Source organism: Bradyrhizobium sp. T-12, assembly GCF_058314695.1.
This window is the reverse complement of record NZ_CM177756.1, coordinates 7,084,695-7,099,872: the sequence shown is the minus strand read 5'-3', so window position 1 is coordinate 7,099,872 and position 15,178 is coordinate 7,084,695. Positions and strand designations below refer to the sequence as shown.

General features: G+C 65.6%; 11 protein-coding genes. 7 read left to right on the top strand and 4 right to left on the bottom strand.

Annotation, left to right across the window (positions count from 1 at the left end):
- Positions 1–165: 165 nt before the first annotated feature.
- Positions 166–1,842, top strand: a complete 1,677-nt coding sequence (locus tag AC0WRY_RS33845; protein WP_491122487.1) for a methyl-accepting chemotaxis protein — start codon at positions 166–168, stop codon at positions 1,840–1,842.
- A gap of 141 nt (positions 1,843–1,983) precedes the next feature.
- Here the strand turns inward: AC0WRY_RS33845 and mutS are convergent, their stop codons facing one another.
- Entirely contained in the window at positions 1,984–4,722 is a 2,739-nt protein-coding gene (gene mutS / locus AC0WRY_RS33840) for a DNA mismatch repair protein MutS (protein ID WP_194405036.1), read from the bottom strand.
- Between the two features lie 216 nt (positions 4,723–4,938).
- Here mutS and pcaF point away from each other — a divergent pair, with 216 nt between their 5' ends.
- The 6 genes from pcaF (at position 4,939) to AC0WRY_RS33810 (ending at position 11,703) form a co-directional block, all read left to right on the top strand.
- A complete protein-coding gene (gene pcaF / locus AC0WRY_RS33835; RefSeq protein ID WP_194405035.1) occupies positions 4,939–6,147 on the top strand; it encodes a 3-oxoadipyl-CoA thiolase in 1,209 nt (402 codons plus the stop codon).
- Between the two features lie 138 nt (positions 6,148–6,285).
- Entirely contained in the window at positions 6,286–7,179 is an 894-nt protein-coding gene (locus AC0WRY_RS33830; RefSeq protein WP_491122486.1) for a dioxygenase family protein, read from the top strand.
- 128 nt (positions 7,180–7,307) lie between these two features.
- Positions 7,308–8,009: a protocatechuate 3,4-dioxygenase subunit beta gene (gene pcaH, locus AC0WRY_RS33825; protein WP_194405033.1), complete on the top strand. Its 702-nt coding sequence runs from the start codon at positions 7,308–7,310 to the stop codon at positions 8,007–8,009.
- Entirely contained in the window at positions 8,010–8,612 is a 603-nt protein-coding gene (gene pcaG, locus AC0WRY_RS33820) for a protocatechuate 3,4-dioxygenase subunit alpha (protein WP_194405032.1), read from the top strand.
- Between the two features lie 262 nt (positions 8,613–8,874).
- Positions 8,875–10,563 carry a methyl-accepting chemotaxis protein gene (locus AC0WRY_RS33815; RefSeq protein WP_194405031.1) on the top strand — a complete coding sequence of 563 codons (1,689 nt, stop codon included), beginning with the start codon at positions 8,875–8,877 and terminating at the stop codon, positions 10,561–10,563.
- 48 nt (positions 10,564–10,611) lie between these two features.
- On the top strand, positions 10,612–11,703 hold the full coding sequence (locus tag AC0WRY_RS33810) for a phosphotransferase (RefSeq protein WP_194405030.1): 1,092 nt from the start codon (positions 10,612–10,614) through the stop codon (positions 11,701–11,703).
- Between the two features lie 167 nt (positions 11,704–11,870).
- On the opposite strand, the gene AC0WRY_RS33805 is transcribed toward AC0WRY_RS33810, so the two are convergent.
- The 3 genes from AC0WRY_RS33805 to AC0WRY_RS33795 are packed head-to-tail and all read right to left on the bottom strand — an operon-like array spanning position 11,871 to position 15,086.
- Positions 11,871–13,427, bottom strand: coding sequence for an MDR family MFS transporter (locus AC0WRY_RS33805; RefSeq protein WP_194405029.1), 1,557 nt, complete (start codon positions 13,425–13,427; stop codon positions 11,871–11,873).
- 14 nt (positions 13,428–13,441) lie between these two features.
- On the bottom strand, positions 13,442–14,611 hold the full coding sequence (locus tag AC0WRY_RS33800) for an HlyD family secretion protein (RefSeq protein ID WP_194405028.1): 1,170 nt from the start codon (positions 14,609–14,611) through the stop codon (positions 13,442–13,444).
- Positions 14,604–15,086, bottom strand: coding sequence for a MarR family winged helix-turn-helix transcriptional regulator (locus AC0WRY_RS33795; protein ID WP_194405027.1), 483 nt, complete (start codon positions 15,084–15,086; stop codon positions 14,604–14,606). Before AC0WRY_RS33795 ends, AC0WRY_RS33800 begins: the two co-directional genes overlap by 8 nt.
- Positions 15,087–15,178 lie beyond the last annotated feature (92 nt).

Here is a 15,178-nt window from a genome sequence, read left to right as displayed (position 1 = left end):
ACGAACAATAATGCGTACCCGCTTCCGGCGTGATCGGCGCGGACGTGCCCGAGCTGCATCCGAGTGCAGGGACTCGCGCTAATTGCAATTTGAGTGCGGCTGTTTCGCCGCGAGAGTCGCTTCCCCCAAGAGCAGTCCACGTCATTTCGAGATGGAGATTCTTTGATGTTCGGTCGCAAGTCCCAGATTGATGCGCAAGCGCGGCTCGATGCGATCGGCCGCTCCCAGGCCATCATCGAATTCAATCTGGATGGCACGATCATCACGGCCAACAAGAACTTCCTCGACGCCCTCGGCTATCAGCTTGGCGAGATCCAGGGCAAGCATCACTCCATGTTCGTGCCGGCCGACCAGCGCGACAGCGCCGAGTACAAGGCGTTCTGGGCCGCGTTGAACCGTGGCGAGAGTCAGGCGCGCGAGTTCAAGCGGATCGCGAAAGGCGGCCGCGAAGTCTGGATCGAAGCAGCCTACAATCCGGTACTCGACGGCAATGGCAAGACGGTGATGGTCGCCAAGATCGCGACCGACATCACCGCGAAGAAAATGCGGAGCATGACCGATGCTTCGAAGATCGCCGCCATCGGCCGCGCCCAGGCCGTGATCGAGTTCAGGCTCGACGGTACCATCGTCACCGCCAACGAGAATTTCTGCAAGGCGCTCGGCTATTCGTTGTCCGAGATCGAGGGCAAGCATCACAGCCTGTTCGTGGCCGAGACCGACCGCAACAGCGCGGCCTATCGCGAATTCTGGGCCGCGCTCAACCGCGGCGACTACCAGGCCGGCGAGTTCAAGCGCATCGGCAAGGGCGGCAAGGAGGTGTGGATTCTCGCGTCCTACAATCCGCTGCTCGACGAGGCGGGCAAGCCCTACGGCGTCGTCAAGTTCGCGACCGACGTGACTGCGGAGAAGCTGAAGAACGCGGATCTAGCCGGTCAGATCGCGGCGATCGACAAGGCGCAGGCCGTGATCGAGTTCAACATGGACGGCACGATCATCACGGCGAACGGCAATTTCCTCGGTGCGCTGGGTTACTCGCTGGCCGAGATCAAGGGCAAGCATCACAGCATGTTCGTCGAGCCCAGCGAGCGCGACGGCTCTGCCTATCGCGAGTTCTGGGCCGCGCTCAACCGCGGTCAGTACCAGGCGGCCGAATACAAGCGCATCGGCAAGGTCGGCAAGGAGGTCTACATCCAGGCGTCCTACAATCCGATCCTCGACCTCAATGCCAAGCCGTTCAAGGTCGTCAAATATGCCACCGACGTCACCAAGCAGGTGCTGGTCCGGATGGGCAACGAGCGCGTGCGCGGCATGATGGAATCCGTCGCGGCGGGTTCGGAGGAGCTGAACGCCTCGGTGCGCGAGATTTCCGAGGCGATGACCAAATCCCGCGAGACCGCGATGAGCGCGGTGGACCAGGTCGCCTCCGCCGACGCGCAGGCGCAGCGCCTCACCGAAGCTGCGCAGTCGATGAGCGGCATCGTCGAGATGATCAACAGCATCACCGGCCAGATCAACCTGCTCGCGCTCAACGCCACGATCGAATCCGCCCGGGCCGGTGAAGCCGGCCGCGGCTTTGCCGTGGTCGCCTCCGAAGTGAAGAGCCTCGCCAACCAGGCCAAGCAGGCGACCGACAAGATCGGCCAGGAGATCGGCAGCCTCAACGGCATCTCCGGCGATGTCGTCAGCGCGCTCGGCTCGATCAAGCAGGCGATCAACAATGTCAGCGAATACGTGACATCGACCGCGGCCGCCGTCGAGGAGCAGAGCACGGTGACGAACGAGATGTCGACCAGCATGCAGCGCGCCGCGGCCGAAGCGGCCGCGATCGCGGCGAGGGCGTAGTTTCCCTCGAGTCATTCCGGGGCGATGCGCAGCATCGAACTATGGTGCGCAATTGCGCACCTAAGAAACTCGAGATTCCCCGGTGCGCAATTGCGCACCTGGGGTCTGGTCCTTCGGACCATCCCGGAATGACCGTTCCCTTCACTGCTTCGGCAGCCTGGCCTTCAGCGCATAGAGCGCATCGAGCGCCTCGCGCGGCGACATCTCGTCCGGGTGCAGCGCCTTCACCGCTTCCATCAGCAGCTCGGCCTCGCTCGGCGGCGCGGCTTCCGCCGCGGCGCGCGAGGGCACGGCGAACAGCGGCAGATCGTCCACCAGCGCGCGTGCGGTCTGGCCGCGGTCCTGCGCCTCCAGCTTGGAGAGCACGGATTTCGCGCGCGTGATCACCGCGGGCGGCAGGCCGGCGAGTTTTGCCACCTGGATGCCGTAGGAGCGGTCGGCCGAGCCCGGCAGCACCTCGTGCAGGAACACGACATTGCCCTGCCACTCCTTCACCCGCACGGTGGCGTTGAACATCCGCGGCAGCTTGGCCGAGAGCGCGGTCAGCTCGTGATAATGCGTCGCGAACAGCGTGCGGCATCGGTTGCTCTCGTGCAGATGCTCGATCGCGGCCCAGGCGATCGAGAGGCCGTCGAACGTCGCGGTGCCGCGACCGATCTCGTCGAGGATCACGAGCGAACGCTCGCCGGCCTGGTTCAGGATCGCCGCGGTCTCGACCATCTCCACCATGAAGGTGGAGCGGCCGCGCGCGAGATCGTCGGCGGCGCCGACGCGCGAGAACAGGCGGTCGATGATGCCGATCCGCGCGCGCGCCGCCGGCACGAAGCTGCCGATTTGAGCAAGAAGGGCAATGAGCGCATTCTGGCGCAAGAACGTCGATTTGCCGGCCATGTTGGGACCGGTGAGCAGCCAGAGCTGGCCGGACTTCTGGCCAGGCGCCGGTGACAGATCGCACGCATTGGCGATGAACGGCTCGCCATTGCGTTTCAGGGCTTGCTCGACCACGGGGTGGCGGCCGGCTTCGATCGCAAAGCCGAGGGAGTCGTCGACGTCGGGTCGCACATAGTGATCGTCGACCGCGAGTTTGGCGAGCGACGTTGCGACGTCGAGCAAGGCGAACGCATGGGCGGCGGCGCGCAGATCGTCGCTGATCGCCATGGCCTTCGCGGACAGGCGCTCGAAAATCTCGAGCTCCAGTCCAAGGGCACGATCGCCGGCATTGGCGATCTTGGCCTCGATCTCCCCTAGTTCCGACGTGGTGAAGCGCACCTGCCCCGCCAGCGTCTGGCGGTGGATGAAGGTCGCGTTCAGCGGCGCCGACATCAGCTTGTCGCCGTGCTGTGCGGTGACCTCGACGAAATAGCCGAGCACGTTGTTGTGGCGAATCTTGAGGCCTTTGACGGCGGTCGCGTCGGCGTAGCGGGCCTGCATCGAGGCCACCACCAGGCGCGAGGCGTCGCGCAGGTTTCGTGCCTCGTCGAGGGCGGGCTCATAGCCCTGTCGGACGAAGCCGCCGTCGCGCTTGATCAGCGGTAGCTGCTCGTCGAGCGCGCTGGCAAATTCGGCCGCCAGATCGCGCGACGGTCTTTGCAGCGCCGCCATCACCGCGGCGATCTCCTGCGGCGGCTGGTCGAGCTCACCGAGCCGCGCCAGCACCTGGTCCGCGGCGATGATGCCGTCGCGGATGCCGGCGAGATCGCGCGGTCCGCCGCGGCCGACCGAGAGACGGGCCAGCGATCGCGACATGTCGGGCGCGCCGCGCAAGATGCTGCGGATGTCTTCGCGCGCCGCCGGGTCTGTAACGAAGGCGCTGACCGCATCCAACCGCCGCGCGATCGCGGGCGCGTCGGTCAGCGGTGCCGCCAGCCGCTGCGCCAGCAGGCGCGAGCCGGCCGAGGTCACGGTGCAGTCGATCGCGTCGAGCAGCGAGCCGCGGCGTTCGCCGGCAAGCGTCCGCGTCAGCTCGAGATTGGCGCGGGTGGCGGGATCGATCGCCATGGTCGCGCCCGACGCTTCACGCGCGGGCGGCGACAGCGGCGGATGCTTGCCGACCTGGGTGCGGTCGACATAGGTGACGGCTGCTGCTGCCGCCGTGGCTTCGAGCCGCGTCAGTTGCGCCAACCCGTCCATGGTCGCGACCGCAAAATAATCGCACAGGCGCTTCTCGGCGGTGGCGCCGTCGAAGACGTCGCGGGTCAGCGGCGTCACGGCCGGCAATTCGCGCAGGGTCTGTCCGAGCTCGCTGTCGTTATAGAGTGCGTCGGTGACGATCGCCTCGTTCGGATTGATGCGCGCCAGCGTCGCGGCGAGCTCGCCGCCCGAACATTCCGTGACCATGAATTCGGCGGTCGAGATGTCGATCCAGGCAAGGCCGAAGCGATCGCCGCCGCCGGAGGCGCGGGCGCGAGCGATCGCGAGCAGGTAATTGTTGGCACGCGCGTCGAGCAGATTGTCCTCGGTCAACGTGCCCGGCGTGACCAGCCGGACCACGCCGCGGCGAACCACGCTCTTGTTGCCGCGCGCTTTCGCAGCGGCGGGATCCTCGGTCTGCTCGCAGACCGCGACGCGGTGGCCGGCCGAGATCAGGCGGTGCAGATAATCCTCGGAGCGCTCGACCGGCACGCCGCACATCGGGATGTCGGCGCCCTGGTGCTTGCCGCGCTTGGTCAAGACGATGCCGAGCGTCCGGGAGGCGATCTCGGCGTCTTCGAAGAACAATTCGTAGAAATCGCCCATCCGGTAGAACAGCAAGAGGCCCTGGTGCGCCGCCTTGATCTCCAGGTACTGTTCCATCATCGGCGTGACGCGCGCGGCGGCTTCCACCGGCGCTGCGGGCGCTTCGTCGGCGGGCGGGAGGGGTATCGGCTGTTGCACTGTCATGGGCGGCGCAACCTACAAAATTTCGGCACCTGCTCCTATCGCTTTGGCCGCTAGGAGCGGGTTTTCCACGTTGTCCGCATTGCGGCATGCGTGGCCGGCGTGCAGCCCCCTCGGAACACGCGTGTATCAGTCAATTGACCTGCCGGGGGCACCCTCCTAAAACTCCGCCGACATTGAAGAAATTGGGCCGAACCGCGGCATTCAGGGAGAACAACGATGCGTGACGTCTTTATTTGCGATGCCGTGCGGACCCCGATCGGCCGCTTCGGCGGCTCGCTCGCCAAGGTGCGCGCCGACGATCTCGCCGCCGCCCCGATCAAGGCGCTGATGGCCAAGCATCCCAATCTCGACTGGGCGCAGGTGGACGAAGTCTTCTTCGGCTGCGCCAACCAGGCCGGCGAGGACAACCGCAACGTCGCGCGCATGGCGCTGCTGCTCGCGGGTCTGCCGGATTCGGTTCCCGGCCAGACCCTGAACCGCCTCTGTGCCTCCGGCCTCGATGCGGTCGGCGCCGCGGGCCGCGCCATCCGCTCCGGCGAGATCGAGTTCGCCATTGCCGGCGGCGTCGAGTCGATGACCCGCGCACCCTTCGTGATGGGCAAGGCGCAGGAGGCCTTCTCGCGCTCGGCCGAGATCTTCGACACCACGATCGGCTGGCGCTTCATCAATCCGCTGCTGAAGGCGCAGTACGGCGTCGATGCCATGCCGGAGACCGGCGAGAACGTCGCCGAGGAATTCCAGGTTTCGCGCGCCGACCAGGACGCCTTCGCCATCCGCTCGCAGCAGCGCGCCGGCAAGGCGATCGCGGCGGGTTATTTCGCGGAGGAAATCACGCCCATCACGATTCCTGGCGGCAAAGCCGGTCCTGTTACGGTCGACAAGGACGAGCATCCGCGTCCCGAGACCACGCTGGAAGGTCTGGCAAAACTGAAGCCGATCGTGCGCAATCCCGGCACGGTGACCGCCGGCAATGCCTCGGGCGTCAATGACGGCGCTGCTGCGATGATCCTGGCCTCAGAGGCTGCGGTGAAGAAGCACGGCCTGACGCCGCGCGCGCGCATCCTCGGCCTGGCCTCGGCCGGCGTGCCGCCGCGCATCATGGGCATCGGCCCGGTGCCCGCGACCCGCAAGCTGATGGAGCGCCTCGGCAAGAAGATCAGCGATTTCGACCTGATCGAGCTCAACGAAGCGTTCGCCTCGCAAGGCATCGCCTGCATGCGCCAGCTCGGCGTCGCCGATGACGCCGATTTCGTCAATCCGCATGGCGGCGCCATCGCGCTCGGCCACCCCCTCGGCATGAGCGGCGCGCGCCTCGCGCTCACCGCGGTGCACGGCATGGAAAAGCGCGGCGGCAGGCTGGCGCTCGCCACCATGTGCGTCGGCGTCGGCCAGGGCGTCGCGGTCGCGATCGAGAAGCTGAACTGACCGAACGCTTTGCGTTCGGTCATCCCGGAGCCGCCCGATGAGGCGGAGTCCGGGATCTCGAGATTCCCCGGTGCGCAATTGCGCACCTGGGGTTTGGTCCTTCGGACCACCCCGGAATGGCTGGGAGAGATTGGCGCCATGATCATCGAGCGCGAGCAGGACGTCACGGCTGCTGCACTGGCGGTGATGGAGCGGACCTCCGATCCGCGTATGCGCCAGATCATGCTCTCTCTGGTCAAGCATCTGCATGCCTTCGTCCGCGACGTCCGCCTGACCGAGAAGGAGTTTCGCGACGCCACGGCCGTTATCGCCGAGCTCGGCAAGCTCTCGACCGACACGCACAATGAAGTCGTGCTGATGGCAGGCTCGCTCGGCGTTTCATCCCTGGTGTGCCTGCTCAACAATGGCGATCAGGGCAACACGGAAACCGATCAATCGCTGCTCGGGCCGTTCTGGCGGCTGAACTCGCCGCGGGTCGAGAACGGCGGATCGATCGTGCGCTCCGAGACCCCCGGCGCGCGGCTGTTCGTGAACGGCCGTGTCGTCGACAAGGACGGCCGTCCCGTTGCCGGTGCCGAGGTCGATGTCTGGCACGCCTCGCCCGTCGGCCTCTACGAGAACCAGGATCCTGAGCAGGCCGACATGAACCTGCGCGGCAAGTTCACGACCGACCAGGACGGGCGCTTCTCCTTCCGCTCGGTGATGATGGTCGGCTATCCCATCCCGACCAATGGCGTGGTCGGCGGCTTGCTGGCCGCGCAGGGCCGGCATCCCTATCGACCCGCGCATCTGCACGCCCTGATCTTCAAGCCCGGATTCAAGACGCTGATCTCGCAGGTCTACGACCCCGCCGACCCGCATATCGACAGTGACGTGCAGTTCGGCGTGACGCGGGCCCTGATCGGCAAGTTCCAGCGCCATGAATCGCCGCATCCGGCAGTGCCTGATGTCGCCGCGCCCTGGTATTCGCTCGACCACACCTATCGGCTCGAAGCCGGCGAGGCCACGCTGCCGCGGCCGCCGATCAAATAGGGCACCCCAGGCCAAATCCGGCGCGCGGGCGGGCCGCGAAACCGGCTTCCCCAAATTAGTTATGTCATATAATGATTGGCGGAAGTGTTGACCGGCCGGACCGAGAATGGCCGGGGAGGAGTCCGCCAATGACATTCATCTATCCGACCGACAGCAACAAGGCGCATCCGCTGCCGCTGTCGCCCGACTACAAGAGCTCGATCAAGCGCGCGCCGAACAAGCCCTTGATCCCGATGCGTCATACGCTGTCGGAGCTGACCGGACCGGTCTACGGCCATGAGACCGTGCGCGAGGGCGACAGTGATCTGACTACGCAGCATGCCGGTGAGCCGATCGGCGAGCGCATCATCGTTCACGGCCATGTGCGCGACGAGGACGGCCGCGGGGTACCGAGCTCATTGGTCGAGATCTGGCAGGCCAATTCCTGCGGGCGTTACGTCCATGTCCGCGACCAGCATCCGGCGCCGCTCGATCCGAATTTCACCGGCGCGGGCCGCACGGTGAGCGACGCCTCCGGCTATTATCGTTTCGTGACGATCAAGCCCGGCGCCTATCCCTGGGGCAATCACCACAATGCCTGGCGTCCCGCGCACATCCATCTGTCGGTGTTCGGCCATTCCTTCGTCACGCGCCTGGTGACGCAGATGTACTTCCCGGCCGATCCGCTGTTTCCGTTCGACCCGATCTTCAACTCGGTGCCGGACGAGAAGGCGCGGGCGCGCATGGTCTCGTCCTTCGACCTCGAGAATACCCAGCCCGAATGGGCGCTGTGCTACCGCTTTGACATCGTGCTGCGCGGCAAGAACGCCACCCCCATGGAGAACCATTAAGTGCAAGAGTCTGGGAAGCCTGATGGGATCACGCCATCGCAGACCGTCGGCCCGTTCTTCAAATACGGCCTGACGCCGACCGGCGAGTACGCCTGGAACGACGCGTTCATCAACTCGACGCTGACCCCCGACGTCACGGGCGATCGCATTCGTATCGAAGGCCGGGTGTTCGACGGCGATGGCGTCGCTGTGCCGGATTGCATGCTGGAGATCTGGCAGGCGGACGCGCAGGGCCGCTTTGCCGATCCGCAGGACAAGCGTGCGCTGCCGAATGCGAGCTTCCGCGGCTTTGCCCGTTGCGGCACCGACAAGGACGGCAATTACGCATTCGAGACCGTCAAGCCGGGCGCGGTGCCGAATCCCGACGGCAAGCCGCAGGCGCCGCACATTCTGCTTGCGGTGTTCGGTCGCGGCATGCTGCGGCATCTCTACACCCGCATCTATTTCAGCGACGAGGCCGGCAATGCCGCCGATCCCGTGCTGGCGCTGGTGCCCGCCGATCGGCGCGCCACGATCACCGCCGTGCGGGAGGCCGGCAAGCCCGTGTATCGGCTCGATCTGCGGCTGCAGGGCGACAACGAGACGGTGTTCTTCGACGTGTGAAGGCTTGGCGTGCCGCGGAGGGGCGCTCCTCGGCACGCAGGTCTCATTGAGCGCATCGAAGCCGACCTCGGGTCGCGCCGTGCCGGAACGACTGTCTTTTGGATCTGTGCGTCAGCTCTACTGACTCAAATACCGATAGCTTGACGCCAAATTCCCGTACTTATGCGGGGATCGCGCGATGCAATTCCCGCGCGAAGCAATCCCGTATTTACCGTATCCGGTTAGGGTGGCTGCAGTTTGGACGCCGCCCCGGATTGTTTTCATGAAATTTCGTCTGTCGTTGTCCTCTGCGATCATTGCGTTTGGGATCGTTCTCGCCATCGGCTTCGCCGCCGTGGTCTCGACCAGTCTGTACGCCCTGAAAGAGCTCAAGGTCGGCGGTCCGCTCTACTCGGACATCAAGCTGGGCAACGACCTCATCGCGGACATTCTGCCGCCGCCGGAATATGTCATCGAGGCCTATCTCGAGGCGACCCTCGCCATGCGCGAGCCGGATCAGCTGGCGGCCCACGGCGAACGCCTGGTTCAGCTCCGCAAGGACTATGACGAGCGCAAGGCATTCTGGGTCTCCTCCAGCCTATCGGCCGACCTGAAGACGGCGCTGGTGTCGAAATCCGACGCCGAAGTGCAGAAATTCTGGAAGGCGTCCGACCAGCTCCTGCCGGCGCTCAAGGCCAAGGACGCAGCTGCGTCCGAGCGCATCTACGCGCAGCTCAAGGATGCCTACACCGCACATCGCGCCGTCATCGACAGCATCGTCGAGAGCGCCAACAAGCAGAATTCCGCCATGGAAACGCTGGCCGCGGGGCGCGACAGCTCGATGCTTTGGATCCTCCTCGGAGTCTCCGCCGCCGTCCTCGCTTTCGTTGCCGCGGGCCTGCTCGGCGTCGCCGTCGGCGTGGTGCGCCCGATCGTGCGCATGACGGAGACGATGCAGAAGCTCGCGACCGGCGATCTCACCGCCGACATTCCGTTCGCCCACCGCCAGGACGAGGTCGGCTCGATGGCGGGTGCGCTTCTGGTGTTCAAGCAGGCGGCGGGCGAGAATTCCCGCCTGCGCGAGGAACAATTGCGCCAGGAACAGGAGGCGGCGCTCGCCAAGCGCGGCGCCCTGCATCAGATGGCGGAGACCGTCGAGCGCGAGACCGGCCGTTCGGTCGACACCGCGAGCGCGGCGAGCCATGGCGTGGAGCGGGCTGCGTCCAGCCTGTCAGAGATCGCAAGTTCGCTCTCCGCGCAGTCGCAGGCCGTCGCGGCGGCCTCCACCCAGGCCCTCGGCAGCTCGCAGACCGTCTCGGCCGCGGCCGAAGAGCTCAGCGCCTCGATCCGCGAGATCGCAAGCCAGGTCGCGCGGACCAGCACGGTGACGAAATCGGCGGTCGCCGGCCGCGAGCAGGCGCGCTCGACCATCCAGGCGCTGGCCGGATCGGTGAAGAAGATCGCCGAGGTCTCCGACCTGATCGGCGGCATCGCGGGCCAGACCAACCTCCTGGCACTCAACGCGACGATCGAGGCGGCGCGCGCCGGCGAGGCCGGTCGTGGCTTCGCCGTGGTCGCCGCCGAGGTGAAGTCCCTGTCGGACCAGACCGCCAAATCCACCGAGGAGATCGCGCGGCTGATTGCCGAGATCCAGGCCTCGACGCAGGCCGCGGTCGATGCCGTCGAGACGATGGGAGGGCACATCGTCGAGATCGACGGCGTCGCCACCTCTGTTGCCGCCGCGATGGAAGAGCAGGACGCCGCGACGCGGGAGATCACGCGCTCGATTTCCGAATCGGCGTCGGCCGCCAAGGAGGTCTCGGCCAAGATCGGAAATGTCAGCCGCGACGCCGCTTCCGTGAACGAGCGCGCCGAGGAGGTCAGGCGGGCGATCGCCGGCATGGCGGCCAATCTCGAACAGCTCCGGTCGGTCGTGGTCAGGACCGTGCGCGAATCGACCGCCGCGGCTTGAGCCGGGCGCGATGCCTGCCGCTGGTGCCGGCGGTTGTGATCGTGCAGTATGGAGCGGCACGGGGGCATCGTGGTTATGACACCTCCACAATTGCCTGACATCATTGAGCCGGCTCGGCTGACGGCCGCGCTACGCCGGGGCGGCGTGCTGGATGCCGGCGCGGTGCGCGAGGTAAAGGTGCTGCACCAGCGCGACACCGTCGTGTCCCATATCGTCCGGCTTGGCCTGCGCTATGTCGGCGAATCCACGGGTGCCCCGCAATCGCTGATCCTGAAGACCGCGAATTCCGCGTTCGCCGAGAAGCTTGCCAATGGCGGCCGGCGCGAGGTGGAGTACTACACGCAGCTGGTGCCGAATATGCCGCCGGGACTCGTGCCACTCTGCTTCGACGGACATTTCGACGAGGACAGTCTCGCCTGGCATCTTCTGCTCGAGGACCTCACCGACAGCCACGACGTCGCGGCGGCCTGGCCGCTGCCGCCATCGCGCGAGCAGACGATCGCCATCATCACCACGCTCGCACGTTGGCATGCAGCCTGGTGGGACCATCCGGGCCTCGGCGACACCGTCGGCACCTTCGCGAGCCCCGAGGACAGTGCGGAGCGCATCGAGACCTTCGCGGGCCATTACGACCGCTTTGCAGATTCTCTCGGTGACCGCCTCAGTGAGGAACGGCGTATCCTCTATCGCCGCCTGATCGATCAGTCGGACCGGCTGTCCCAGCGCTACCACTCGCGCCGTCACCTCAGCATCACCCATGGCGATGCCCATGTCTGGAATTTCCTGCTGCCGCGCTCAGGCGTTGCCGATACCGCGCGCATCTTCGATTTCGACCTGTGGAGCATCAACGTTCCAAGCCACGACCTCGCCTATATGATGGCGATGCATTGGTATCCGGAGCGCCGGCAAGCGCTGGAACGCGCGCTGCTCAACCTCTATCACGACACGCTGATCGACAGCGGCATCACGGGCTACACGCGCGGCGCGCTCGATCGCGACTACCGCTGGGCGGTGCTCTGGCAGATCACGCGGCCGGTCTGGCAGTGGAGCTTCAACATCCCGCCGGTGATCTGGTGGAATAATCTGGAGCGGATATTCGCGGCGGTGGATGATCTGGGCTGCGAGGAGTTGCTAGGGTGATCTCTCGTGCCCCGGACGCAGCGCAGCACTCCCGGCGATGCGAAGCATCGTCCGGTGTGATGCGCTGCTGAGCCGGGCCCAGATCCGACAGCAGAATGGTCCCGGTTCTGCGGCGCATCGCTCCGCGCTGTACCGCGCCCGGGACACGAGATCGCGTGAAACTGTGCCTACTCTATCACCGCATGTTCCGGCCCGGCCGCCTGCTTGCGCAGCGTGGCCTTGGTCGATCCGATCAGCAGAGCGAGCGGGATGGTGCAGAGGATGAAAAGCATCACCAGCTGGTAGTCATGCGCGAAGGCGATGATCTGCGCCTGCACGCTGACCATCCGGTCCGCCATGGCGCGGCCGGCGTCGGTGGACAGATTGATCAGGCCACGGACGTCGGGCATCTGCAGCGCGTGGTTGAACGGGTTGATGTGCTCCGACAGGATTGCGTAGGTCCGCCGCGTTCCCTGCGTCAGCTGCGCGATGACGACGGAGATGCCGACCGAGCTCGCGACGTTGCGCATCAGGGTCAGCATCGCGGTGCCGTCGGTGCGCAGCTCGTTCGAGAGCGTCAGGAACGCCACGGTCGAGAGCGGCACGAAGACGAGGCCGAAGCCAAAACCCTGGATGACGCTGACGGTGACGATCTCCGGCACCTGGGTCAGGTCGGTCCAGCCCGTCATCTGGTACAGCGAGCCCGCGGTCAGCGTCAGGCCGGAGATGATCAGCGTGCGCGCCTCGAAATAGCGCATCATGCGGCCGACCAGCATCATGGCGAAGAAGGTGCCGAAGCCGCGGCTCGCCAGCAAGAGGCCGGCGGTGATGATGGGATAGCCGATCACGTTCTGCATGTAGGGCGAGGCCAGCGCCATGGTCGAGAACAGCACGAGCCCCATCACGACCATGAACATGCAGCCGGTGACGAAGTTGCGATCCCGGAACAGCGCGAAGCGGATGAACGGTGTCGAGGTCGTGAAGGAGTGCGCCAGGAAGAAGTAGAAGGCGACGGCCGAGACGATGAACTCCGCGAGGATCTCATTGGATTCCAGCCAGCCTAATTGCTCGCCGCGGTCGAGCGCGAGCTGCAGCGCGCCGATCGCAACCGCCAGCGCGGCGAAGCCGAACCAGTCGAATCTGAGGCTGAAATCCTTCCGGGTCTCGTCCATGAACACGATCAGGCCGAGCACCGTGATGAAGCCGAACGGCAAATTGACGAAGAACACCCAGTGCCAGGAATAGGTCTCGGTCAGCCAGGCGCCGAGCGAGGGGCCCATGATCGGACCCATCATCACGCCCATGCCCCAGATCGACATCGCCTTGGCGCGCTCCTGAAGCGTGTAATAGTCGAGCATCACCGATTGCGACAGCGGCACCAGCGCCGCGCCGAACACGCCCTGCAGCAGGCGGAACAGCACCATCTGGTTGATGTCCTGCGCGAGGCCGCACAGCACCGAGGCCATGGTAAAGCCGGCCGAGCAGATGATGAAGATGCGCTTGCGGCCGAAGCGGTTGGCGATCCAGCCCACCGGCGCCGTCATGATCGCGGCGGCGACGATGTAGGAGGTCAGCACCCAGTTGATCTGGTCCTGCGAGGCCGACAGCGTGCCCTGCATGTAGGGCAGGGCGACGTTGGCGATGGTGGTGTCCAGCGCCTGCATGATGGTCGCGGTCATGGCGCAGATCGTCACCATGTTCCGGCGCAGGCCGGGGACCATCAGATGGGCATTGGGACCGGACATCCGATCAGTCCTTGTCAGTCTTTATCTTGATCTTGGCTCGCGGTCGCCGACAGGCCGAGCAGGCCCGCGAGCGAGCGCTGATGGCCGGTGTCGATGGTGGCGTACACGCTCATGCCGGCCTTCAGCTTCCGCACGTATTTGTCGGTCTCGTCGAAATAGATGCGGATCGGCACGCGCTGGACGACCTTGACGAAATTGCCGGTGGCGTTCTGCGGCGGCAGGATCGCGAATTGCGCGCCGGTGCCGGGCGAGAGCGAGCCGATCTTGCCCTTGAAGACATGGTTCGGGAACGCGTCGACCTCGAGCGTGACGGGCTGTCCCTCGGTGACGTGCGTGAGGTCGCTCTCCTTCGGATTGGCGTCGACCCAGGGATGGGCGACGTCGATGATCGAGAAGACGGGCGTGCCCGCGGTGACGAAACGGCCGAGCTGAATCTGCTCGACCTGCGTCGCCACGCCGTCCATCGGCGCGCGCAGCACGGTGTGGTCGAGATTGCGCTGGGCATCGTCCAGCTTGGCTTTCGCCTGAGCGTAGGGCGGGAATTGCTCCAGCGGCAATTCCGCGTCGCCGAGCAGCTGCGTCTTGGCGTTGGAGAGTTGCTGCTTGATGTATTGCGCCTGCGCGCCGGCGGTCACCAGCGCATTCGAGGCGTTGTCGAGATCGAGCTGCGAGCCGTAATTGTTCTTCACCAGCGCCTGCTTGCGCTCGACATCGCGCTTCTTCAGATCCATGCCCTGCTGGGCGAGATCCAGCATGTCGCCATAGATCTTGATGTTGGCGACGAGGTTGTCATAGGTCGTGCGCGCTTGGGCGAGCTGCGCCTTGGCTTCGTCCACCGCGTGGCGAAACGGAACGGGGTCGATCTCGAACAGCTCGTCGCCGTGCTTGACCGACTGGCCTTCCTTCACGACCACCTTCAGGATCTTGCCGGAGATATCGGGCGTCACCAGCACCTTCTGGGCGCCGACATAGGCGTCATCGGTGCCGACATAGCGGCCGCCATGCAGGTAGAAGGTGAGGCCGCCGATGGCGGCGGCTACAGGCAGCACGACCAGCAGCAGGAAGCGGCGATAGCGGCGCAGGCCTGCGACCAGGCGGCGGCGCGGATCGGTGCCGGCCTTCTTGGTCGGCTTGCCGCTGTCGGTCTTCTGTTCGGGCTGGAATTTGAGGACCTGGTCAGCCATAGCGCTGCTCCTTACGTGCTTGCTCCGCGCCCGACGTCTGGATCGCGTTGCGCACGTTTTCCTTGATGGTTTCGAGCTGGGTCAGGAGACGGTGGGCGTCGGCCGGGCTGATGCCGTCGAGCGCGTTCGCGGTGAGCTCCGACTTCAGGCCGCTCATCCGGCCGAGCAGCTGCCGGCCGGCCTTCTTGAGGTGCAGGCGCTTGACGCGCCGGTCCGAGGCATCGTTGCGCCGCTCGATCCAGTCATTGTCGCAGAGCTTGTCGATCAGGCGGGTCAGCGTGATCGGCTGCATCTCGAGCAGCTCGGCGAGCTCCGACTGCTTCATGCCTTCGCTGCGCTCGACCTTGGCCAGCACGGCCCATTGCGCGCGCGTGATGCCGAAGCGCGAGGCTTCCTTGTCGGCATAGACGCGCAACAGGCGGTAGAGCTCACCTAGCGTAAACAGGAAATTCTGGTCCACGGACCCGCGGCTCATGAGCTTGGTCTCCAATAAGCTTGGAATATAATAAGCAAGCTTATGATTGTTGCACGGTGGCTTACCGGGTGGCTGTCCCGCCATGAGAGCAT

Coding starts and splice junctions, on each gene's coding strand:
- AC0WRY_RS33845 (WP_491122487.1), top strand. CDS start 166: ATGTTCGGTCGCAAGTCCCAGATTGATGCGCAAGCGCGGCTCGATGCG.
- mutS (WP_194405036.1), bottom strand. CDS start 4,722: ATGACAGTGCAACAGCCGATACCCCTCCCGCCCGCCGACGAAGCGCCC.
- pcaF (WP_194405035.1), top strand. CDS start 4,939: ATGCGTGACGTCTTTATTTGCGATGCCGTGCGGACCCCGATCGGCCGC.
- AC0WRY_RS33830 (WP_491122486.1), top strand. CDS start 6,286: ATGATCATCGAGCGCGAGCAGGACGTCACGGCTGCTGCACTGGCGGTG.
- pcaH (WP_194405033.1), top strand. CDS start 7,308: ATGACATTCATCTATCCGACCGACAGCAACAAGGCGCATCCGCTGCCG.
- AC0WRY_RS33815 (WP_194405031.1), top strand. CDS start 8,875: ATGAAATTTCGTCTGTCGTTGTCCTCTGCGATCATTGCGTTTGGGATC.
- AC0WRY_RS33810 (WP_194405030.1), top strand. CDS start 10,612: ATGGAGCGGCACGGGGGCATCGTGGTTATGACACCTCCACAATTGCCT.
- AC0WRY_RS33805 (WP_194405029.1), bottom strand. CDS start 13,427: ATGTCCGGTCCCAATGCCCATCTGATGGTCCCCGGCCTGCGCCGGAAC.
- AC0WRY_RS33800 (WP_194405028.1), bottom strand. CDS start 14,611: ATGGCTGACCAGGTCCTCAAATTCCAGCCCGAACAGAAGACCGACAGC.
- AC0WRY_RS33795 (WP_194405027.1), bottom strand. CDS start 15,086: ATGAGCCGCGGGTCCGTGGACCAGAATTTCCTGTTTACGCTAGGTGAG.